At 53.3% G+C, this 20172-nt stretch carries 25 protein-coding genes; 24 read left to right on the forward strand and 1 reads right to left on the reverse strand.

Translation table 11 applies throughout. From position 1 onward, the window contains the following. The first annotated feature begins 4 nt into the window (after positions 1-4). Genes QO008_RS00890 through QO008_RS00905 form a run of 4 tightly spaced genes read left to right on the forward strand, consistent with a single transcriptional unit; the run spans position 5 to position 3005 of the window. On the forward strand, positions 5-709 hold the full coding sequence (locus tag QO008_RS00890) for a response regulator transcription factor (protein ID WP_126465305.1): 705 nt from the start codon (positions 5-7) through the stop codon (positions 707-709). Continuing rightward, positions 706-2112 (forward strand): ATP-binding protein, encoded by a 1407-nt coding sequence (locus QO008_RS00895; protein ID WP_307383463.1) that lies wholly within the window; start codon positions 706-708, stop codon positions 2110-2112. Before QO008_RS00890 ends, QO008_RS00895 begins: the two co-directional genes overlap by 4 nt. Next, a complete protein-coding gene (locus tag QO008_RS00900; RefSeq protein ID WP_307383466.1) occupies positions 2109-2642 on the forward strand; it encodes a hypothetical protein in 534 nt (177 codons plus the stop codon). Before QO008_RS00895 ends, QO008_RS00900 begins: the two co-directional genes overlap by 4 nt. 9 nt (positions 2643-2651) lie before the next feature. Further along, positions 2652-3005: a cytochrome C biosynthesis protein gene (locus tag QO008_RS00905; protein WP_126465311.1), complete on the forward strand. Its 354-nt coding sequence runs from the start codon at positions 2652-2654 to the stop codon at positions 3003-3005. Between the two features lie 57 nt (positions 3006-3062). Here the strand turns inward: QO008_RS00905 and ychF are convergent, their stop codons facing one another. Next, entirely contained in the window at positions 3063-4148 is a 1086-nt protein-coding gene (gene ychF, locus QO008_RS00910) for a redox-regulated ATPase YchF (protein WP_307383470.1), read from the reverse strand. A gap of 118 nt (positions 4149-4266) precedes the next feature. On the opposite strand from ychF, the gene QO008_RS00915 reads away from it, so the two are divergent. The 20 genes from QO008_RS00915 to QO008_RS01010 all read left to right on the forward strand — a co-directional run bounded on the left by QO008_RS00915 (position 4267) and on the right by QO008_RS01010 (position 20172). Next, positions 4267-5559, forward strand: coding sequence for an ATP-binding cassette domain-containing protein (locus tag QO008_RS00915; protein WP_307383474.1), 1293 nt, complete (start codon positions 4267-4269; stop codon positions 5557-5559). Then, positions 5559-6371, forward strand: a complete 813-nt coding sequence (locus QO008_RS00920; protein WP_307383477.1) for an ABC transporter permease subunit — start codon at positions 5559-5561, stop codon at positions 6369-6371. The genes QO008_RS00915 and QO008_RS00920 overlap by 1 nt, the downstream gene beginning before the upstream one ends. Positions 6372-6413: 42 nt before the next feature. Beyond that, entirely contained in the window at positions 6414-7250 is an 837-nt protein-coding gene (locus QO008_RS00925) for an HAD-IIB family hydrolase (protein ID WP_307383479.1), read from the forward strand. Continuing rightward, positions 7247-8110 (forward strand): ribosome biogenesis GTPase YlqF, encoded by an 864-nt coding sequence (gene ylqF / locus QO008_RS00930; RefSeq protein WP_307383482.1) that lies wholly within the window; start codon positions 7247-7249, stop codon positions 8108-8110. The genes QO008_RS00925 and ylqF overlap by 4 nt, the downstream gene beginning before the upstream one ends. Next, positions 8091-8702: a ribonuclease HII gene (locus QO008_RS00935; RefSeq protein WP_307383486.1), complete on the forward strand. Its 612-nt coding sequence runs from the start codon at positions 8091-8093 to the stop codon at positions 8700-8702. Before ylqF ends, QO008_RS00935 begins: the two co-directional genes overlap by 20 nt. A gap of 83 nt (positions 8703-8785) precedes the next feature. Continuing rightward, positions 8786-9160: an Asp23/Gls24 family envelope stress response protein gene (locus QO008_RS00940; RefSeq protein ID WP_126465324.1), complete on the forward strand. Its 375-nt coding sequence runs from the start codon at positions 8786-8788 to the stop codon at positions 9158-9160. After that, on the forward strand, positions 9160-9666 hold the full coding sequence (gene nusB / locus QO008_RS00945) for a transcription antitermination factor NusB (RefSeq protein WP_307383490.1): 507 nt from the start codon (positions 9160-9162) through the stop codon (positions 9664-9666). Before QO008_RS00940 ends, nusB begins: the two co-directional genes overlap by 1 nt. After that, on the forward strand, positions 9663-10994 hold the full coding sequence (gene xseA, locus QO008_RS00950) for an exodeoxyribonuclease VII large subunit (protein WP_307383494.1): 1332 nt from the start codon (positions 9663-9665) through the stop codon (positions 10992-10994). Before nusB ends, xseA begins: the two co-directional genes overlap by 4 nt. Further along, positions 10984-11190: an exodeoxyribonuclease VII small subunit gene (gene xseB, locus QO008_RS00955; RefSeq protein ID WP_197721113.1), complete on the forward strand. Its 207-nt coding sequence runs from the start codon at positions 10984-10986 to the stop codon at positions 11188-11190. The genes xseA and xseB overlap by 11 nt, the downstream gene beginning before the upstream one ends. Continuing rightward, positions 11187-11963, forward strand: a complete 777-nt coding sequence (locus QO008_RS00960; protein WP_126465331.1) for a polyprenyl synthetase family protein — start codon at positions 11187-11189, stop codon at positions 11961-11963. Before xseB ends, QO008_RS00960 begins: the two co-directional genes overlap by 4 nt. A gap of 4 nt (positions 11964-11967) precedes the next feature. After that, complete coding sequence (locus tag QO008_RS00965; RefSeq protein ID WP_307383498.1) at positions 11968-12762, forward strand: TlyA family RNA methyltransferase; 795 nt, start codon at positions 11968-11970, stop codon at positions 12760-12762. After that, positions 12762-14429: a DNA repair protein RecN gene (gene recN / locus QO008_RS00970; RefSeq protein WP_307383501.1), complete on the forward strand. Its 1668-nt coding sequence runs from the start codon at positions 12762-12764 to the stop codon at positions 14427-14429. The genes QO008_RS00965 and recN overlap by 1 nt, the downstream gene beginning before the upstream one ends. Further along, on the forward strand, positions 14426-14977 hold the full coding sequence (locus tag QO008_RS00975) for an NUDIX hydrolase (protein WP_126465337.1): 552 nt from the start codon (positions 14426-14428) through the stop codon (positions 14975-14977). The genes recN and QO008_RS00975 overlap by 4 nt, the downstream gene beginning before the upstream one ends. Then, on the forward strand, positions 14961-15758 hold the full coding sequence (locus QO008_RS00980) for a purine-nucleoside phosphorylase (RefSeq protein WP_307383505.1): 798 nt from the start codon (positions 14961-14963) through the stop codon (positions 15756-15758). Before QO008_RS00975 ends, QO008_RS00980 begins: the two co-directional genes overlap by 17 nt. Further along, complete coding sequence (locus tag QO008_RS00985) at positions 15759-17069, forward strand: thymidine phosphorylase (RefSeq protein WP_307383508.1); 1311 nt, start codon at positions 15759-15761, stop codon at positions 17067-17069. Then, positions 17059-17679 carry a site-2 protease family protein gene (locus tag QO008_RS00990; RefSeq protein WP_307383510.1) on the forward strand — a complete coding sequence of 207 codons (621 nt, stop codon included), beginning with the start codon at positions 17059-17061 and terminating at the stop codon, positions 17677-17679. The genes QO008_RS00985 and QO008_RS00990 overlap by 11 nt, the downstream gene beginning before the upstream one ends. Next, complete coding sequence (locus QO008_RS00995; RefSeq protein WP_164715209.1) at positions 17663-18400, forward strand: segregation and condensation protein A; 738 nt, start codon at positions 17663-17665, stop codon at positions 18398-18400. The genes QO008_RS00990 and QO008_RS00995 overlap by 17 nt, the downstream gene beginning before the upstream one ends. Further along, complete coding sequence (gene scpB, locus QO008_RS01000) at positions 18390-18917, forward strand: SMC-Scp complex subunit ScpB (RefSeq protein WP_307383513.1); 528 nt, start codon at positions 18390-18392, stop codon at positions 18915-18917. The genes QO008_RS00995 and scpB overlap by 11 nt, the downstream gene beginning before the upstream one ends. Continuing rightward, the gene (locus tag QO008_RS01005; protein WP_307383515.1) at positions 18914-19624 is read left to right on the forward strand and encodes a pseudouridine synthase; all 711 of its coding nucleotides are present in this window, start codon (positions 18914-18916) and stop codon (positions 19622-19624) included. The genes scpB and QO008_RS01005 overlap by 4 nt, the downstream gene beginning before the upstream one ends. Beyond that, complete coding sequence (locus QO008_RS01010; RefSeq protein ID WP_126465352.1) at positions 19615-20172, forward strand: tRNA (mnm(5)s(2)U34)-methyltransferase; 558 nt, start codon at positions 19615-19617, stop codon at positions 20170-20172. Before QO008_RS01005 ends, QO008_RS01010 begins: the two co-directional genes overlap by 10 nt.

Below are 20172 nucleotides of genomic sequence, written 5' to 3' on the forward strand. Positions count from 1 at the left end.
GAATATGACCAAAATTTTGTTGGTGGAGGACGAGACCTCTATCCGCAAATTTATTAAAATCAATTTGGAACGGGAAGACTATACGGTCTTCGAAGCGGCAAGCGGCGAAGACGGCTTAGAGATTGCAGAGCAAGAAAAGCCCGATATCGTGCTCTTGGATATTATGCTTCCGGGGATCGACGGCTTTGAGGTCTGCGACCGGCTCCGCAAATCCTTTCCCAATCTGGGAATCATTATGTTGACCGCAAAAGCAGAGGACTACGACAAGATCATGGGCCTGCAAAGCGGCACCGACGACTATTTGACCAAGCCCTTTAACCCCACCGAGCTTACGCTCCGCATAAAGAGCTTGGAACGCCGCCTTATCGGCGATGCCGTCGACGAAAAGGAAGAGCGCTTTATCGAAAGCGGAATCTTTCGCGTCGACGTCTACGGACATAAATTTTATCGCGACAAGACGGAAATCGAGCTCACGCCGACGGAACACGAAATCGTAAAGCTCTTTATGAACAATGTAAATCGCGCCTTAAGCCGCGACGAAATCTTAAATGCGGTGTGGGGCGAGGAATTTTTGGGCGACAGCAAAATCGTCGATGTGAACATCCGCCGCCTCCGCTCAAAAATCGAAGACGATGCGGCACACCCACGCTATATCGAGACCGTCTGGGGGGTCGGTTACCGCTGGAAGAGTTTTGAAGAGGAGCAATGAAACATTCCATTCGAAAGACCATGACGCGAAATTTCGTGCTCTTGGTGCTCCTTACGGTCACGCTGTTGGATTTGGCGTTGATATTTGGATTTCGCCAGTACACCTATAACGGATTAAAATATTTTTTGGATCAACAACTCAACAGCTCGATGTATACCTATTCGAAATATTTCAAAAATATGACCCCCGAAAAGTTGATCGAGCGGGACTATGAAATGTTGTTCAATCAATTTGAAGGCCAGGTGCAATTGGTCGATGCAGGCGGCGGGCTGATATATGACTCCATCGGCGGGATCAACGATCCCGTACGGGAATACACCGACGTGCAGACGGCGCAAAAGGGGAAGAAGGGCGTGCGCATCGGCAAAGTCCCCTTCTCCGACACCTCGGTGATGTCCGTCTCCCGCCCGCTCGTTTCCGATGACGGGAAGGTACTCGGCGTCTTGCGCTTTACCTCTTCTTTGGGACCGGCGCAGCGATCCGTCTTAAAGCTCAGCCGCTACCTTTTGCTCTTGACCGCCATCGTCGCGGCGATTGCCACCTTGATCAGCCGCCTGCTCGCCAAGACCATCACCCAACCCATCGAAGAAATCCAGTCCATCGCCATTCAACTCGCCGACGGACAGTATAAAAAGCGGATCGAGATCGATCGGGACGACGAATTGGGGCGCCTGGCGCGCTCGATCAATACCCTGGCGGCGGAGATTCTGCGAAAGGAGCAGGTCAAAAACGACTTTATCTCCTCTATATCCCACGAGCTGCGTACGCCCCTGACTTCGATCAAAGGCTGGGCGGCGATCCTTGAAGACACGGAAAAGACCGACGAGGTCGTACTAAAAGAAGGGCTCGAAATCATCGAGGGGGAGGCGGATCGGCTGTCGAAAATGGTCGAAGAGCTCCTGGATTTTTCGCGCTATATTTCCGGTCGCATTACGCTTAAAAAAGACCAATTCGACATCACCTCCACCTGTACCGAAGTGCTTCGGCAGATGAAGCCCCGGGCGGCCAACGAAGAGATTCGCCTGATGGATGAGATCAACGACGAAGTCGTCGTCGTAACCGGCGACGAGGACCGCTTGCGTCAGGTGCTGATCAATCTGATCGACAATGCGATCAAATTTACAGAGGCCGGCGGTTGGGTCGTGCTCGAGGCGCGCAAAAACTTTCCGTATTATGAGATGCTCGTCTCGGACAACGGCGTCGGCATGGACGAAGAGGAATTAAAGCTCGCCAAAGAGAAGTTCTACAAGGGCAAACACTCCAATTCCCATTCCGGCCTGGGCCTTTCCATCGCCGAAGAAATTATCAAACTCCACGACGGAGAAATCCGCATCACGTCGGAAAAAGGGACGGGAACCACCATACGCGTGCGCATTCCCCTGGAAAAAGAGGTGCAAGGATGAAGAAATTCTGGGTACTCCTATTGTTGTTTCTCGTCGCCTGCAGCCCCGCCAAAGAAGAGAATTACCAGACCATAGAAAAACCCGAAATGAATCGCGCGCCGCTGCAGGGCCGCTGGATCGTCACCAATGTCCAGTATTTGGCGGATGACTCCAAAGATCCGGCCGCGATTGTCGGCTCGGACGCGTTTTTTTCCTCGAATGTCGCGTTGTTTCACGATCAAAGGACCGACTATCCGAGCTATACGGTGCGAAAAGGCAGCACTGACTATTTTATGAAATTGCGATATAATATGACGAAAGAACAGGTGGGGATCACCGCCGAAAAACTGTTCGTCATCGATGTATACGACGGGGATACGCTCTTGTTCACCGTATTTCGGGAAAAAGAAGACATAGCCTATATCGACCTGTACGGCAATTTGATGCAGCTGGTAAAGACCAAAAAGAGCTTGGACGATCGGCAGGTCGAGGATCTGCTGGACGGCGCCGTGCCGGAAAAGAAATACTATTCCAGCAATCCCGGCAAGTAGGAGGAAGCAATGGTACAAAAAATTTCAAACAGTTTAAACGGAAACCTGCAGTATATCGGCATACTCTTGATCGCCGTCGTCGTGGCGTTGATCATTACCTTTATCATGAATATGATGGGAAAACGCATGAAATTCCTGCGCTACATTCCCGGTCTCGTGCTGGTCTTTGTCGGCATGTTTTCTCTGATCATGGTCCTGAATCGACTGTTTGAGCGCGCGAGTTTAAACAATATTTTTATCTCTTTGGTTTGCATCACCGCAGGCATTTGCTCGCTTCTGTGCGCCCTGTGCATCGGCATCTACAACAAAGATCGCTATCCCGCACCGCGTCCGCAAGACGAGCGCCGACGAAGAGAATCCTAATCCATACAATAAAAAACGGCTATACACCGCACGATGCGGGTATAGCCGTTTTTGTATTTACACATTGAACTTAAAATTGACGACGTCGCCGTCTTGGATTACATAGTCCTTGCCTTCGCTGCGGATCAGTCCCTTGTCGCGCGCTTTGGCGACGGACCCCGCTTCGACGAGGTCTTCATAGGCGATGGTGTCGGCCTTTATAAAGCCGCGCTGTATGTCGCTGTGGATTTTTCCGGCAGCCTCCGGGGCCTTAGAACCCGCCTTGACGGTCCAGGCGCGGGATTCCATTTCGCCGGTGGTCAAAAAGCTGATCAGCCCCAGTAGGCTATAGGAAGCCTTGACGAGTCGATCGAGTCCGGAGTCGCGAAGCCCCAGCGCCTCGAGAAATTCCGGCTTGCTTTCCTCGTCCAAAGCCGCGATTTCCTCCTCGATGGCCGCGGAGATGACAATGGTTTCGTCTCCTTCGGCGTCGGCATACGCGCGCACCGAATCGACATAGCGATTGCCGTCTGCCACGTCTTCTTCGGAGACATTGGCGGCGTAGATAACGGGTTTCATGGTCAGTAAGCTGAACGAGGACAAGAGCTTTCGCTCGTCTTCGGTATAGTCCAAAGATCTCGCCGGTTTCTCTGCGTGTAATGCGTCGAGGATGCGTTCGATCAGCTCTTTTTCCGGCAGGAGGCTCTTATCGCCTTTTAACTGTTTTTTGACTTTCTCCAGGCGTTTTTCCAGCACTTCGAGGTCCGAGAAGATCAGCTCCAATGTGATCGTCTCGATGTCTCGAAGGGGATCGATACCGCCGTCTACGTGGATGATGTTTGAATCTTCGAAGCAGCGGACGACGTGGATCAATGCGTCGACTTCTCGGATATGAGAAAGAAACTGGTTGCCGAGACCCTCGCCCTTGCTCGCGCCCTTGACGAGTCCCGCGATATCGGCGAATTCGATGGTGGCATAGACGATGCGCTCAGAATGGCTCATTTCGCTCAGTACGCTGAGGCGCGGGTCCTTGACCGTGACCATGCCCACATTGGGCTCGATGGTGGCGAAGGGATAATTGGCGGCTTCGGCACCGGCCTGTGTAATGGCGTTAAATAATGTGGACTTGCCGACATTGGGCAGTCCGATAATTCCTAATTTCATAAACTCTCCCCTTTACGATTTCCCGGCTATTATATCATAGTTTTACGGGGCGTTTTCGTCCATAGATTCCATTTTATCAGGCGATCATGTATAATGGTAAAGTAAAGCGAGGTGAATCATGAGTGCTATTGTAGTGCGGGAACTCTCTAAAAAATATCGAAAAAATGTAGTTTTAGACGGTGTAAATTTAGAGGTTTTCGACGGAGAAATTTTTTCTTTAATGGGCTTAAAAGATTCCGGTAAGACCACTTTGGCTCGGATTCTCTTTAAGTTCTTAAAACCGACCGCGGGCAGCGTATCCATTTTTGACATGGACGCCCAAAAAGAAGATCGGTCCGTAAAAGAATTTACGGGATATGTACCGGAAGATGTTTGGATTTACGATAACCTGAAGCCGATGGCGATTTTTAAGACCACCTTGGGTTTTCACGGTTTAAAAAATACCGACGAGATTCAATCGTTAATGGATTATTTCGAATTGGACAATCGGCATAAATTCGTCGACTTGACGGATTCTCAGCGCAAACGCGTTGCCATTATCAACGCTCTGATTCCGAAACCGAAGCTGATCGTAATCGACGATCCGACCAAGGACCTCAGTCCGCCGATGATCGAGAAATTGTTTACTCATCTGAAGCGACTGCAGCAAGCGGAAGGCCTTTCGGTCTTGTTGCTTACCGACAATCTTTCCGTAGGGCAGCGCTACGGCGACCGTGGCGCCTATCTTGCCGACGGCAGGATCGTGGGCATGGAGTACTTAAAGGAAAAGTATACCAACGACAAGGTGCTCCGCATTTTCGACGAAGTGATTTCTGTACGCGCCTTTGAAGAGATCGGCGCGCGCTTAATCCGCGACGAAGCGGGGAATGTAGAGTTCTTCTACGACGGCTATTTGCCGACTTTGACGACGGTGCTGCACCAAGAAAAGGTAAAAAATTATATCTTGGAAGACGCCCTGCTCGAAAACAAGATCGACGCTTTCGAATCGGGCTATGACGGCACGAGCGCATCCTATGCGCCGGATACGACGGTCACCTTCGACCGGGCCAATGTCGCCGGCGTTTCGACAGAAGGGGAAGAGGATACGATCCTCGCCTACGACAAGGACGAGCTCGAGATCGCCGAACGCGGCGACGATGCGATCACCGCACCGTACGCCCCGGCAGCGCCGAGGGATGCGCTCGATCCGGCCGAAGAGGTGACGCCTATCGAAACGCAATCCGACGAGCTGATCGCGCTCCAAAAGACGCCGGACGAAGGCACTTTGCCGGCGCCGGAGGAAGGCGAGGCGGCGGACGGCGCCATCGAAGTCGAAGCGCCCGAGGATACGGAAAAGATCCGTCCCGCCGACGATTACGGCAGGATCAATCCGTCCAAGTACAATTTTGACATCGGAAAGGAGGAAGAATAATGGTATTCGGTCTTGAGTTAAAGAGCAATCGCGCTAAGGCCATTTCCTGGTTCTTCGTTCTGGGGATTTTAGCCGTATTGATGCTGGCATTTTTCCCGCTCCTGCAGGATGACAATATGCTTTCGTTGGCGAACGGATTCCGCGAAGGATTTTCCGAACGCTTTCGCATGGTTTTGGGCATGGGTTACGATGTGCAGTTCGATAAATTTACGGAGTATCTGCCCTTTATGTTCCAATACCTGGGCATTCTCTTTGCCATTTTTGGCGTACAGTTGGGTGCGAGAAGCCTTTCTAAGGAGCAGAGCGCAGGTACCATCGAATATCTCTACGCCAATCCCGTCTCCCGTATGGAGATTTACAGCGGAAAGTTCAGCGCCGATTTGTTGCTTTACGGTCTGGTGCTCGTCGCGGTTCTCGCGGTGAGCTTTGTGGCCGCCTATCTGTTCGGCATTCACGACCTGCGCGCCTTGGCATTGGTGCTTTTGCAGATCTTTATCTGTCTGCTGTTGTTGGGTTTTATATTTTTGAGCCTGGGATTTTTCTATTCCGCCCTGTCTTCTCGCTCCTCGCACGCGGAAGGCGGCTCTCTCCTCTTGCTCATACTGCTGTTTATCGTATGGGCGGTACTGATCGCATTGGGCAGTGGCGCCGCGACCATCGCGGGCTATTTTCCCTTTACCGTGTTCAATCCCCTGGCCATGGCCACCGGGGCGGGCTTTCAGTGGTTGGGCATCGCCATCGACCTCGTTCTCGCCGTGATTTTGTGGCTTTTGGGCAGTGTCGTATATACCCGTAAGGAATTAAAATTTTAGGATCGAGCGACTCTAGCAGTCGCTCATTTTTTCGAGGAGAATATGATTCGATTAATTGCTTTGGATTTCGACGGAACTGTGGCGGGCAGGGGCCAAAAATTTGACGCCACCATGGAAAACTACATCCGAAGATGGTTGCAACAGGGCATCGGCACGGTAATTTGCAGCGGCAGACCGTATCGTTCCCTAAAGCGGGAACTCGAGCCCTTACAGCTGAACATTCCCATTATCTCCAATAACGGCAATCTGATTCGCTATAAGGATTCCGAGGAGACGGTTTATAAACACGTATTCCCGAGGGCGCTCGCGAAGACCGTGATCGAAGAGATGGAAAAAGTGAACATCCATCCCATCCTTCACGTGGACCGCTACTACGACGGCTACGATCTCGTAACCCTGCACGATATGACTGAACGGGAATCCATCTATGTCCAGATGTACGAAAATCTATATCGCAGAATGGAACCGGAGGAGGCGGCGAAAGAAGATATCCTCGCCATTGCGGGCTTTACTACCCCCGCGGATTACTATCGTCTGATTGAAGTCGATGCCATCAAAAATAGCGGCCTGATCAGCCATCTCCTAAAGAGTTACGATCCCAAACTGTCGCTGTTTGAGTGCATCGGCATCAGCACCAATAAGTGGCGGGGTCTGTCTTCGTATGCGATTTATTCGGGCCTTACGCCGCAAAATATCCTCGCCGTCGGAGACGACACCAACGATATTGCCATGATTGAAGGGGCGGCCATCGGCATTGCCATGGATTCCGCACCCGATGCGGTCAAAGAGGCGGCCAATATGGTCTGCGATATACCGCCGGAAGAATACGGCGCATTTCGAAAAGTGGACGAAGTCCTTAGAAACAGGAGTCTATTATGAATATAAATTGGTATCCGGGCCATATGAAAAAGACCATCGAGTCCCTAAAGAAAATGAAGTCTATGGTCGATACCGCCGTGGTCTTACTGGATGCCCGCATTCCCGAGAGCAGCTACAATCCGCTCTTGGGTGAAATTCTCGGCGACTTGCCAACGGTCTATCTCTTAAGTAAGTCGGACTTGGCGAATCCCTCGGCCACAGAGGCCTGGATTCGCCAAATCCGTTCGGAGGAAGGAAAGTGGGCGCTCGCCTGGACCGCGTCCAAAAAGCCCGCAATTGCCGATCTGACGGCGGCGCTGGAAAAGAGCGTATCCAAAATGCGCGCCAAGGAAGCGGCGAAGGGCATGCAAAAACGCAAAATCAAAGTGATGGTCACCGGCATTCCCAATGTGGGAAAATCCACCTTTATCAATCAAATCGCCGGCAAAAAATCCGCCGCCATCGGGAATCGTCCGGGCATCACCAAGAGCAATCAGTGGATTCGCCACAACCCGAATTTCGATATGTTGGATACCCCGGGGGTCTTATGGCCCAAATTGGATCCGCCCATACGCGGTCGGCATCTTGCCTTTACCGGCTCCATCAAAGAAGAGATCGTCGATACCGAGACGCTCGCCTTTGAACTGGTTAAAGAGGCGGTGGCGTCGTTTCCGGAACACTTGCGCGGCCGCTATGGGCTTTCTGAGGATCTTAGCGATCCCGTGGAGATTATGGACGCGGTGGGAAAGAAGCGCGGCGCCCTCTTGCGGGGCGGCTTGATCGATTATACAAAGGTCTCCCGGATTCTATTGGACGAGTTCCGCAACGGCGTCTGGGGACGAATCACACTGGAGCATGCCGATGACCGGTCTAGCTTATGATCTCAGCCGCCTCGAAGAAGGCTACGACTATATCGCGGGGGTAGACGAGGTCGGGCGCGGTTGTCTATTCGGCGATGTGGTGGCCGCCTGTGTCGTTATGCCGACGGATGCTGCGATCGAAGGGATATCGGATTCCAAGAAGCTGTCTCCGAAGCGGCGCGCCGCACTGGAAGCAGAGATCCTTTCCGCGAATATCGCCTACGGCATCGGAAGGGAGAACGCGGATACCATCGATGCGATCAATATCAAACAGGCGACGCGACGCGCCATGAAAGAAGCAGTGGAAAATATGCTCGATGTCTTGGGGCGCGATCAGAAGGTCTTGTTTCTCGTCGACGCCGAGACCATCGACATGCCCTATCCGCAGACGGCGCTGATTCGCGGCGACAGTCTTTCCTATGCCGTCGCCGCGGCGTCGATCCTCGCCAAAGAATATCGAGATCGCCTATGCCTCGACTGGGATGCGAGTTTTCCCGGCTACGGCATTAAAAAACACAAGGGCTACGGGACAAAGTTCCACAGAGAGGCGATTCTATCGATGGGGCCGTCTGCGCTGCACCGAAAGAGCTTCTTAAAAAAATTGCTAAAATAGAGAGCACGGCTCTCTATTTTTATGGGAATCGTTCGATTTTTCCGCCCGCGCTTTATGGTATAATGATGCAATAGGAGGCAAATATGGTAGAAAAATATTTTGTTGACCCGGCGGGAAGCACCAATGTGAAGATCGCCGAGGATGTCATTACGAGGATTGCACAAGAGGCGGCCACCCGCGTCGACGGCGTATACAACAGCTTTACATCGACACGGGAAAATATCGGAGATCTTCTGAGCGGCAGAACCGTGGGCAAGACGAAAGTATTTGCCGATGAAGAGAAAAGCGCAGTGGATATTTCGATCGTCGTAGAATACGGAAAGAATGTCGTAGAAATCGCCGAAGAAGTACAGGATGCCGTTAAGGAAAGCCTGGAAAATATGACCGATCTGGATATTACGGCGGTCAATGTGCACGTACACGGCGTACGCATACGCCAAGAAGGAGAAACCGTCTGATGGCCGGTAACTTCACCGTCAGCAGAAGACTTGTGCGAATCGGTTTGGTACAGATATTCTTTGCCATGGAAAACCGGGGAGAATATTCCGCCGACGTGGCGGAATATTTTTTCACCGTGGAACGAGACGAAGAAGAAGCGGATCTCTTGTATTCCCTCTTGTTTTCCGAAAAAGCACAGCGCCTGCGCGATAAGAGCACGACGCTACCTTTTAACGAAGACGAAGTCGAATATATGCGCGAGGCGGTGGCGATCTATCTCGACCATAAGGACGAAATCGACGGGCGCATTGCCGAAAATCTCAGGGAATGGACGCTGTCCAGATTGGCGACGGTGGATCTTTCGATTTTGCGCGTCGCGGTATTCGAGATCCTCTACCAAGATGATATCGACCCGGCGATCTCGATCAACGAAGCCGTAAACATCGCAAAAATTTACAGCACCGAAGACAGCGCCCGATTTATCAACGGGATCTTGGGCTCCGTGGTACGAGAAGGCAAAGCATGAAACCCATCGGAGTCGGCGAACTGTTGGAGTACACCAAAAAACTCTACCAATCGGATTATATCCTCCGAAAGGTATGTGTGCGGGGAGAAGTGGCAGAGGTAACGACGGCGCATAGCGGCCATGTGTATTTCACCATAAAAGACCGCGACGCGCGCCTCAACTGTGTCCTTTTTCGAGACGATGCCGAACGGCTTTCTTCTCCCTTACAGACCGGATTCGATATCGAGGTGATCGGCAGGCTGGACATCTACGCGCCGGCAGGTCGATTGCAGTTTTTGGCGAAAGAGATCGAATTTTCGGGCGAGGGTGCGCTCTATAAATTGTTTTTACAACGTCGAGACCTTCTCGAGAGAGAAGGTCTATTTGATATGGATAAAAAGAAGCCGCTTCCCGAAAACATTCGGACCGTCGGCGTCGTCACGAGCACTGCCGGCGCAGCACAGCACGATTTTTTGGAGGTGGCGCGCAAGCGAAACCCCGCCGTTTCCGTCCTCCTTTCCCCGACACGCGTACAGGGAAAAGACGCCGGCGCGGAAATCGCCGCGGCGTTTTTGCGGCTCGACCAAAGGGATGATGTCGACGTTATCGTCCTTGCGCGGGGCGGCGGTTCGATGGAAGATTTGTTCTGCTTTAACGACGAAGCGCTGATTCGCACCCTGGCACAGCGCGTGCACCCGGTGGTCTCGGCGGTGGGACACGAGGTAGACACGACACTCAGCGATTTTGTGGCAGATCTTCGGGCTGCGACGCCCACCCATGCCGCCGAGCTGATCGTAGAGGATCGGGATCTGATTCTTCAGCGGGCGCGGGCATATCTTTTGCGCATAGAGCGCCTGGCGGAGGGACGCATAGACCGAATGCGCGCGGAATCCGACGCTCTGCGCCACCGTCTGGAGCATATCGTCTCGCCCGACGCCGTAGAAAACAAAAAGCTGCATATCGCGCGGCTGAAAGAGCGCATGACCGGCGAAGTGGCGTATGCGCTGGGTTTACGGCGCGAGGGCTTAAAAAACCTGAGACGCTCGCTGGATCCCCGTCGAATGGACCGCTACATAGCCGAAGAGCGAGGAGGCTTCTCGGCACATAGAAAGGCGCTGTCTGTCGCGCTCCGAAGCAGCTGCCTGCGAGAACGCAAGCATCTCGACCTGATGCAGACGCGGATCGGCGTCTTGGGCAGACAGAGGACCGGTCCGCGGGTGTATGTCGGCGGACGGGTGGCGGATTCGGCGGCGCAACTACGTTCCGGAGATCGCTTGACGATCGCGTTTAGAGACGGATCGGTCGCGGCGGAGATAACGGAAATCGAAAGGAATGACGATGAACTATAAAGAAAAATCGGATCGCCTGGCGACCATCGTAGAGACCATGGAAAACGAGGACCTCAGTTTGGAGGAAATGGTGCAGCTCTATGAGGAAGGGATAGCCCTATACCGCGCGCTGGACGAAGAGCTATCGAAACTGGAACAAAAGGTACGGATTCTGACCGAAGACGGACTCGAAGAAAAGGGGGAGGCGCTAGAATGAATTTCGACGAACGGCTGAAGTCCTATTACGCTTCGCTTCCGATTGCGGGCGAAGAATTGAAAGAGGCGATGCTATACTCCCTCTTCGGAGGCGGCAAGCGCGTGCGGCCGATGCTCTTTTTTACGGTGCTCGAGGATTTGGGATATATCGGCGCGGCCGATTTTTATTTTGCCGCCGCCATGGAATCGATCCACACCTATAGCCTGATCCACGACGATTTGCCCGCCATGGACGACGACGACTTTCGGCGGGGACGCCCGTCCAACCACCGGCAGTTTTCCGAGGCGATCGCGATTTTGGCGGGGGACGGCCTTTTGAACCAGGCGGCGGAACTCGCAGCCGAGGGCGCTTCGATCGAACCGCGGGGCGGCCTTCTGGCCATGCGGTATCTGTTTCGCGCAGCTGGCACCACGGGGATGGTGGACGGGCAAATTCTGGATATACGCATCGGCGCGTCTTCCGGCGACGAATTGATCTACCGCAAAAAAACCGGCGCGCTTCTGGGCGCCTGCTTTGCCATGGCGGGTGCCTTGGCCGAGCGCGAGGAGGCGTTTTGCGATAGGCTGTTTCACGTGGGAGAGACCTTGGGGCTCAGCTATCAATTTCAAGACGATCTCTTCGATTTGGAAGAAGACGGCGTAGAGGCGGATCGGTCCTATTTTACGGAAAAAGCGGAGCGATACACCGCCGATTGTTTAGAGACCTTGCGCACATTGGGCGCGTTTGCCCGAACGGAGGCGCTGATCGAGAAGATCTTGAATCGCAAGAGGTGAGAATATGAAAGAGCGAGCGGACGTACTCCTGCACAACAAAAACCTCGCGCCTTCCCGGGAAAAGGCGAAGAAAATGATTATGGCCGGCGAAGTCTTTATCGGAACGGAGCGCATCGAAAAGCCGGGCCAGATGATCGATGTATCGGAAGAGATTCGGGTGAAGGGCCACAGCTTAAAATACGTATCGCGCGGCGGCTTCAAGCTCGAAAAGATCATACAGATGCATCGCATCGATTTGAACGGAAAGGTGTGCATGGACATCGGCTCCTCGACCGGCGGCTTTACCGATTGCATGTTGCAAAACGGGGCAAAAAAGGTCTATGCGGTGGACGTGGGTTATAATCAGCTGGACTATCAACTGCGCACCGACCCGCGGGTCGTGGTGATGGAACGCACCAATATCCGCCATTTGCCGAAAGAAGCCGTTCCCGATGCCGTCGATTTTGTGAGCATCGACGTGTCTTTTATCTCGTTGGAACTGGTTTTGCCGCGTGCCGTGCTTTTCTTAAAAGAAGATGCCAAAATCGCCGCCTTGATCAAGCCGCAATTCGAGGCGGGGAAGGAAAAGGTCGGAAAAGGCGGTATTGTTACCGATCCGAAAGTACATCGCGAGGTATTGGAAAAAATCGTTCAATTGGTTTCTGACTGTGGTATGTATATAGAGAGTCTGACCCATTCGCCGATTCAGGGTTCGTCGGGCAATACGGAGTTTTTAATGCTCCTATCCGCCGATCCGCGCGCCGAGACGGCGGCAGATATCGATTCGGTGATACGTGCATCTTGGGAGGAATTTCGCTGATGTTTCTGCGTCTTCAGATCGACAATTTTGCCATTATCGAACATTCCCGCATCGAATTTCAAGAAGGATTTTCGGTTCTTACCGGCGAGACGGGGGCGGGAAAGTCGATTATTATGGACGCCGTCGGCCTATTGCTCGGCGGCCGGGCACAAAAGCATATGATTCGAACGGGCGCCGATTCGGCGTCGATTCAGGGCGTGTTTTTTACGAAAAACGAGAAGGCGCTGAATTTTTTGCGTGCCTCGCATATTCCCTTCGAAGACGTCATTATCGTCGAGCGTACCCTTTACGAAGATCGCCCTTCGATCTCGGAGATCAACGGGAAAGTCGTCACCAATGCGGTCCTTCGGGAATTCGGTGCGACCATCGCCTTCTCTTCCTTTCAGGGCGAGACGGGACTACTGTTTAAGCCGCGCTACCAACTGGAAGTCCTGGACAAGTTCTGCGGCGGCGAGCAGGCCCGGGACCTGCGCCTTTTATCGGAGGTCTTGGCGAAGTTCAAAACGCTCGAAACATCGCTCAAGGAGGGAGAGAAGGATCCCGCGACGCTCGCACGCGAGAAAGATCTTTTGCGCTATCAAATCACCGAGATCTCGGATCTCGCTCTCGAAGAGAACGAAGACGAGGAATTGGAAGCGGAATTTCGCGCGCAGAGCAATAGTTCTTTGATCGCGGATTCTTTTGCCGAAATGCGCGCCTTGGCCTATGAAGACGGCGGCATTCGCGATCTGATGGATCGCTTTGGCGCAGGGCTGGAACGCGTGCGGGAATACGACGAGCGCTATGGCGACCTGCAAGGGGAATTCGACGATATCCGCTACGGCTTTCAGGGCATCGCCGCCCGCGTCCGAGACGCCGAAGGCCAAGCGGAAGAGGATCCCGAGCGTCTGGAAGAACTCAGAAATCGGCTCGACGAGATCAACCGCGCCAAGCGCAAATACGGCAACTCCATCGAAGAGATATTCGCCTTTCTGGCACAGAGCGAAAAACGCATGCAAGAGCTCGACGCCTACGACGAATTGCGAGAAAATAGGATGAAAGAAGCCGAAGCCCTAAAAGAGGAAGCGGTAAAAATTTCGAAACAACTCCGCGCACGACGCTTAAAGATGGCAAAAGTGGTAGAGGCGCGGATGGAAGAAGAAATGGCCGATCTCGATATTCGCGGGGCAAAATTTCGGATCGATTTTTTCGAGACAGAGCTCTCGACTACGGGTCTGGACGGCATACGGTTTATGGCCGCCACCAACGAAGGCGAGTCCATGGAGCCGCTGGCGGATATCGCATCCGGCGGCGAAATGAGTCGGATTTTGTTGGCTTTTGTGGGTATTTTTACGGATATGGACGAAAGGGAAATCTTGATACTCGACGAGATCGACACCGGCATGAGCGGTAAGACCGCAAAAGTCGTGTCGAAAAAGATGGCCGAATTGGCGAAGAAACGACAGCTTATCGTCGTCAGTCACTTACCGCAGGTCGTGGCCGGTGCGGACAATCAATACCGCATCCGAAAAATTACAGAAGACGGCCGGACGGTTTCGGTCGTAGAGAGCTTGGATTATAAAGAACGCATTGGCGCCCTGGCGATGATGATCAGCGGCGAAGATACGATGCAGACTAGAGAAACGGCCCGCGAAATGATGGAAGCCCGTATAAAGGAGGAGCAATGATTTCCGAAGAACGAGTCATACGGACAGAAAAAATTTACGAAGGCAAAGTCGTAACCCTTCGGTGCAGTACGGTAGAATTGGAAGGGCAGCGTTACGGCAAGCGCGAGATCGTAGAGCACGCCGGCGGCGCCTGTATGGTGGCGCTCTGCGAAGACGAAAAGATCCCCTTCGTAAAACAGTACCGGATCGCCGTAAAAAAAGAATTGCTGGAATTGCCCGCGGGCTTGATCGGTCACAACGAAAACCCTATGGACGCGGCGATTCGCGAGCTCTCGGAAGAGACGGGCTTAATCGCCGACTCTGCGGAGTTTTTGCTGGAGGCCTACACCTCTCCCGGATTTACCAATGAAAAGATCCACATTTTTTACTGTGAAAATCCGAAGCAAGGTGAAATGCACCTAGACGAGACCGAAGACCTGGAAGTGGTATATCTGGATCTCGACGAAGCCATGCGAAAAATCAAATTGGGAGAGATTATAGACGCAAAAACCGTGATCGGCATCTGTTTTGTAAAGGAAATGAGAGAAAAACATGCAAAAAACGATTGAATATATCCGTTCGAAAACCGACACAAACCCGCAGATCGGGATAATTTTGGGAAGCGGTTTGGGGGATTTCGCCGATACGCTCGAGGATGCGGTCCGCATTCCCTATGGCGAGATTCCGGGCTTTACGGAATCGACGGTACAAGGGCATTCGGGCGAGTTGATTTTCGGAACCCTCTGTGGAAAAGAGATCGTCGCCATGAAAGGGCGCATTCACTTTTATGAGGGCGTCGATATCAAAGAGGTGGTGTTTCCCACCAAGATCCTATGCGAGCTCGGCGTGGAGACGCTGATCGTTACCAATGCCGCCGGCGGGGTCAACGAAGACTTTTCCCCCGGCGATTTGATGATTATACGCGATCACATCAATTTTAACGGAAAGAATCCGCTGATCGGCCCCAATGACGGCAAGGGCGAGCGCTTCCCCGATATGTCCTGCGCTTACGATACAAAACTTGCGGATTTGGTTGATACCATCGCGACGCGCGAAGGCATCGCCCATCAAAACGGGGTGTATCTCTATATGACCGGACCCAGTTACGAGACGTCGGCGGAAGTCCGCATGGCGCGCTTACTCGGCGCCGACGCCGTGGGCATGAGCACGGTGCCGGAAGTGATTATCGCCCGGCACAGAGGCGTGCGGGTAATGGGGATTTCCTGCATCACCAATATGGCGGCGGGTATTTTGGATCAACCCTTGGAGCACGAAGAGGTGATCGAGGTATCTGCCCGGGTCGCAGACGATTTTAAGAAATTGGTAACCATGGCGATCGAGGAGTTATAAATGAGTATATTGGATGTAATTGAAAAGAAAAAACACGGCGTGCGCCTTACCGACGAAGAGATTCGAAAGACGATCGAAGACTATGTAGACGGCGCGGTCAAAGACTATCAGATGAGCGCGCTTTTGATGGCGATCTACTTTCAGGGAATGGACCGCCGCGAGACGTTTTCGCTGACCCGTTCCATGATCGACTCCGGCGATACGGTGGATCTAAACGCGATCGAAGGCCCCGTACTCGACAAGCACTCCACCGGCGGGGTAGGGGATACGACGACGTTGATTATCGGCCCGCTCCTTTCCGCCTACGGCCTGCCCTTCGGCAAGATGAGCGGCAGGGGGCTCGGCCATACCGGCGGGACGTTGGATAAGCTCGAGGCCATTCCCGGGTTTTCGGTGGATCTTTCCGTCGAAGGCATTATCGAAGCCACCAACACAGCGGGCATCGCCGTGGCAGGGCAGACGGCGAATATCACCCCGGCGGACAAGAAGCTCTATGCCCTGCGCGATGCGACGGGCACGGTCGATGCAATCCCTCTTATCGCATCGAGTATTATGAGTAAGAAGCTCGCGATCCTCGGTGACTGCCTGCTTTTGGACGTCAAGGTTGGCGACGGCGCCTTTATGAAGGACGAAAAAGAGGCGCATGCCCTCGCCGATGTACTCGTAGATATCGGCGAGAACTTCGGCCGAAAGACCATCGCCGTACTCACGCGCATGGAAGAGCCCTTGGGCCGTGCCGTAGGAAACGGCATCGAAATCCTAGAAGCCATAGAGATCCTGCGGGGCGAAGGGCCAGAAGATTTAACAGAGCTTTGCCTGCATCTCGCCACCAAACTGATTCTCCTCGCCGAAGGCGGAGAAGAGGCGAAGATCCGTGCACGGCTCGAAAGCCTGCTGCACGACGGCACGGCGCTTCAAAAATTCCGCGATTTCGTGGAAAATCAGGGAGGCGACGGCCGCGTGGTCGAAGATTTTTCGATCTTGCCCCGGGCCCAAGAAACGCTCGAGGTGGTATCGGACCGTGCGGGGTATATTCAGGCGCTTCCGGCCTCGGAAATCGGGATCCTCTCCCGGGATTTGGGCGCAGGCAGAATCACCATGGAAGATGCGCTGGATCTCGGAAGCGGCATATATCTTACGAAGAAGGTCGGCGATGCCGTACGAGAAGGCGATGTGCTCGCCGTCTTATACGGAAAGCCGGGCGTCGATATGAAGGCCATCGAACAGAGGTATTTGAAGACGGTGCGGATCGGCGAGGAGAAGTCGAAAGCGCTGCCTTTGATTATCGACGAGGTCGTATATGGACATTAGTGTTTGGATTTGGTCGATTCCCGCCCTCGTCATCGCCATCGTCGGCCACGAGGTGGGACACGGGTATGTGTCTTATCTCTTGGGAGATGAGACGGCAAAACGCGACGGCCGGTTGAGTCTGAACCCGCTCGATCACATCGACCCCATGGGCCTATTGTTTATGATCGTGTTTCGCTTCGGCTGGGCAAAGGCGGTCCCCATCGATCCTTCCCGATACAAAAACCGCAGACAGGGCATGATCCTGGTCTCTTTGGCGGGGGTCGGCGTAAACTTTGTCTTTGCCTTGATCAGTGCCGTATTTTTGTGGTGGACGTCCCGTGCGGGGTATGCGATCAGCAATTTCTTCTTCCATTCCCTGTGGTACAACACCATGCTCGGCGTATTCAATCTGGTGCCCCTCCCGCCCCTAGACGGATCCAAAGTTTTGGCGTCGCTTTTGCCGCGGGATATGGAATACGCCTTTTACCGCTACGAGCGATACTTCTATATTTTGCTCTTTGTCGGGGTCATCACTGGCGTGATCTCTCGCGTCATCGGGCCCATTATTTACGCCTTAATGGATGTATTTCTCCGCTTCGGGGAGAGTATCGGCAGTGTCTTTTTGTATTGAGTACGGCTCCTTTTCGGGGCCCATGGAAGTTTTGATCGAGCTGATTCGTAATCGCGAGATGAACATTTATGACATTCAAATCCATATTCTGGTCGACGATTTTATGGCGTATATCGACGGCATGGACGGCTTGGATATGGAGTCGGTCGCCGATTTTCTCGCCATGGCGAGCTATTTGCTTGCGATCAAAAGTCGCATGCTCCTTCCCAAGCGCGTCGCCCCGAACGAAGCGGAAGAGGAGGAAGAAGACCCGAGAAAAGAGCTGGCGGAGAGGATCGTGGAGTATCAGAAGGTAAAGGCACAGGCGGAAGTGCTCGGGCGAATGGCGGAGGCGGAAAGCGGTGCGATATACCGTAAGCAGGCGGACTTTTCGCGCTTCGATTCCAAGAATCTCTTAAAGGACGAAAGCAGCGACAAGCTGATGGTCGCGTATCGAGAAGTGATGCGCCGATTTCGGGTGCACGAACGCGCCCAAAACGCCCTGGAGAAGATTCCGGCGGCGGAGTATAGCTTTCGCCAGGCGCGCCATAAGATCGCCGAAGCGTTCCGAAAGTGGCAAGAACCGCGATTTTTCGATATGGTAGAAGATGCACAGTCGAGGATCGAAGTGGTGACAATTTTTCTGACGATGTTAGAATTGATCAAAAACCAAAAGATCGTATGCACGCAGGCGGGTCGCGACATTATTCTTATGCGAAAGGAGACAGAACATGCATCCTAAGGCGAGACTGGAGGCCTTGCTGTTCGCCTGGGGCGATCCTCTGACCGAAGGCGAGATTGCCGATGCGCTTTCTTTAAGAAAAGAGGAAGTTCGGTCCCTTCTCGGCGAATACGCGCGAGAGTTGGAAGCAGAAGAAAGCGGACTGCGTCTGGTTCGTACCGAAAATAGCTACCAGCTCTCCACAAAGCCGCAACTGTTTTCGGAGATCTCCGATTACGCGCAAAAGACGCGAGAAAAACACCTCACCAATGCGGCGCTCGAGACGCTTTCGATCGTCGCCTATCGCCAACCCGTCTTAAAGGCCGAGATCGAGGAGATTCGCGGCGTTCGCTGCGATCAGGTGCTGAAGAACTTGCAGGAGGCGGATCTGGTGCGGATACTGGGAAAGCGAGAGATCGTCGGCAGGCCCAATGTGTACGGCACCACCGAGTTTTTTCTGAAAAAATTCGGCCTCGAGAGTTTGGAAGATCTGCCGAAAGAAGGCACAGAAGAACAGAATTTCCTGGGGGAAGTATGAGATTACAGAAGTTTATGGCCCATGCCGGCGTGGACAGTCGCAGAAATTGCGAGGAAATCATCGCGGCGGGCAGGGTCAGCGTCAACGGAACGATTGTCGACACCCAAGGCCACCAAGTGGAGCCGGGCGATATTGTGCGGGTAGACGGAAAGCGCATATTTTTGCCGAGTGCCCATACCTATGTGCTGCTCAACAAACCCCGCGGTGTGGTTTCGACCGTTAAGGACAACAAAGGAAGAAAGACCGTCTTGGATATTGTAGAAGGATTCGGCAATGCGCGTTTGTATCCCGTCGGCCGCTTAGACATGGACTCCTCGGGATTGTTGCTCTTAACCGACGACGGCACCTTGACCCAGCGTCTTTTGCACCCGAAATACGGCATCAAAAAGACCTATTTGGTTACCGTGCGGGGAAAGATCGACGAAAAGACGGCGCATACCCTTTCTGCGGGCGTTACGCTTTCCGACGGACCGACCGCGCCGGCAGAATTCGTCATTTTGGAAGATCGTGGCGAAAAGACGCGGCTGAAGGTCACCATCTCCGAGGGAAGAAACCGCCAAATTCGCCGCATGTTTGAAGCGGTGGGTGCGGAAGTCGTCACCCTGGAGCGCACAGAATTCGGGCCCTTGCGTTTGGGGCGCTTGGGCAAGGGAGAATACCGGCCCTTAAAGCGGCATGAAGTGGAGAAGCTGAAAGCATGGCGCTAGTTCCTTCGGGCGCGGTGGCGTGGTCCCATTTTTTTCTCGAGACGTTTTTGCGACCCGAGCATATTGTGGCGGACCTTACCGCCGGAAACGGAAAAGATACCGTCTTTTGCGCGGCGCGGGCAAAAAAAGTCTTCGCCTTCGACATCCAAGAGCAGGCGCTCGAGAAAACCGCCGACAGATTGGAGAAGGCGGGGATTTTGAATGCGGAATTGATCTTGGATTCTCACGCGCAGATCGAGGCGCATTTGCAGATCGAAGATATCGATGTATTTGTCATGAACTTGGGGTATCTGCCTGGCGGCGACAAGGCGATCACCACGATGTGGAAAAGCACGAAGCGCGCCCTATCCGTCGTGACGAAAAAGATGAAGCCGAAGGCCATCATCAGTCTTTGCGTATACCCCGGACACGAAGAGGGGAAGAGAGAATACGAGGGAACCTACGCGTTTTTGCGCGGTCTTTCCCAACAGAAATTTCACATCAGCTGCGTGGGCTTTCCCAATCAGGCAAACGACCCGCCGCAGTGGATTTTGATCGAGAGGTATTAA

Origin of the sequence: Aedoeadaptatus ivorii, assembly GCF_030815095.1 — a bacterium.
Classification (GTDB): domain Bacteria; phylum Bacillota; class Clostridia; order Tissierellales; family Peptoniphilaceae; genus Aedoeadaptatus; species Aedoeadaptatus ivorii.

What these genes read in the sequence shown, in the direction of transcription:
- QO008_RS00890 (WP_126465305.1), top strand. Translation starts at nt 5, where the DNA reads ATGACCAAAATTTTGTTGGTGGAGGACGAGACCTCTATCCGCAAATTT.
- QO008_RS00895 (WP_307383463.1), top strand. Translation starts at nt 706, where the DNA reads ATGAAACATTCCATTCGAAAGACCATGACGCGAAATTTCGTGCTCTTG.
- QO008_RS00900 (WP_307383466.1), top strand. Translation starts at nt 2,109, where the DNA reads ATGAAGAAATTCTGGGTACTCCTATTGTTGTTTCTCGTCGCCTGCAGC.
- QO008_RS00905 (WP_126465311.1), top strand. Translation starts at nt 2,652, where the DNA reads ATGGTACAAAAAATTTCAAACAGTTTAAACGGAAACCTGCAGTATATC.
- ychF (WP_307383470.1), bottom strand. Translation starts at nt 4,148, where the DNA reads ATGAAATTAGGAATTATCGGACTGCCCAATGTCGGCAAGTCCACATTA.
- QO008_RS00915 (WP_307383474.1), top strand. Translation starts at nt 4,267, where the DNA reads ATGAGTGCTATTGTAGTGCGGGAACTCTCTAAAAAATATCGAAAAAAT.
- QO008_RS00920 (WP_307383477.1), top strand. Translation starts at nt 5,559, where the DNA reads ATGGTATTCGGTCTTGAGTTAAAGAGCAATCGCGCTAAGGCCATTTCC.
- QO008_RS00925 (WP_307383479.1), top strand. Translation starts at nt 6,414, where the DNA reads ATGATTCGATTAATTGCTTTGGATTTCGACGGAACTGTGGCGGGCAGG.
- ylqF (WP_307383482.1), top strand. Translation starts at nt 7,247, where the DNA reads ATGAATATAAATTGGTATCCGGGCCATATGAAAAAGACCATCGAGTCC.
- QO008_RS00935 (WP_307383486.1), top strand. Translation starts at nt 8,091, where the DNA reads ATGACCGGTCTAGCTTATGATCTCAGCCGCCTCGAAGAAGGCTACGAC.
- QO008_RS00940 (WP_126465324.1), top strand. Translation starts at nt 8,786, where the DNA reads ATGGTAGAAAAATATTTTGTTGACCCGGCGGGAAGCACCAATGTGAAG.
- nusB (WP_307383490.1), top strand. Translation starts at nt 9,160, where the DNA reads ATGGCCGGTAACTTCACCGTCAGCAGAAGACTTGTGCGAATCGGTTTG.
- xseA (WP_307383494.1), top strand. Translation starts at nt 9,663, where the DNA reads ATGAAACCCATCGGAGTCGGCGAACTGTTGGAGTACACCAAAAAACTC.
- xseB (WP_197721113.1), top strand. Translation starts at nt 10,984, where the DNA reads ATGAACTATAAAGAAAAATCGGATCGCCTGGCGACCATCGTAGAGACC.
- QO008_RS00960 (WP_126465331.1), top strand. Translation starts at nt 11,187, where the DNA reads ATGAATTTCGACGAACGGCTGAAGTCCTATTACGCTTCGCTTCCGATT.
- QO008_RS00965 (WP_307383498.1), top strand. Translation starts at nt 11,968, where the DNA reads ATGAAAGAGCGAGCGGACGTACTCCTGCACAACAAAAACCTCGCGCCT.
- recN (WP_307383501.1), top strand. Translation starts at nt 12,762, where the DNA reads ATGTTTCTGCGTCTTCAGATCGACAATTTTGCCATTATCGAACATTCC.
- QO008_RS00975 (WP_126465337.1), top strand. Translation starts at nt 14,426, where the DNA reads ATGATTTCCGAAGAACGAGTCATACGGACAGAAAAAATTTACGAAGGC.
- QO008_RS00980 (WP_307383505.1), top strand. Translation starts at nt 14,961, where the DNA reads ATGCAAAAAACGATTGAATATATCCGTTCGAAAACCGACACAAACCCG.
- QO008_RS00985 (WP_307383508.1), top strand. Translation starts at nt 15,759, where the DNA reads ATGAGTATATTGGATGTAATTGAAAAGAAAAAACACGGCGTGCGCCTT.
- QO008_RS00990 (WP_307383510.1), top strand. Translation starts at nt 17,059, where the DNA reads ATGGACATTAGTGTTTGGATTTGGTCGATTCCCGCCCTCGTCATCGCC.
- scpB (WP_307383513.1), top strand. Translation starts at nt 18,390, where the DNA reads ATGCATCCTAAGGCGAGACTGGAGGCCTTGCTGTTCGCCTGGGGCGAT.
- QO008_RS01005 (WP_307383515.1), top strand. Translation starts at nt 18,914, where the DNA reads ATGAGATTACAGAAGTTTATGGCCCATGCCGGCGTGGACAGTCGCAGA.
- QO008_RS01010 (WP_126465352.1), top strand. Translation starts at nt 19,615, where the DNA reads ATGGCGCTAGTTCCTTCGGGCGCGGTGGCGTGGTCCCATTTTTTTCTC.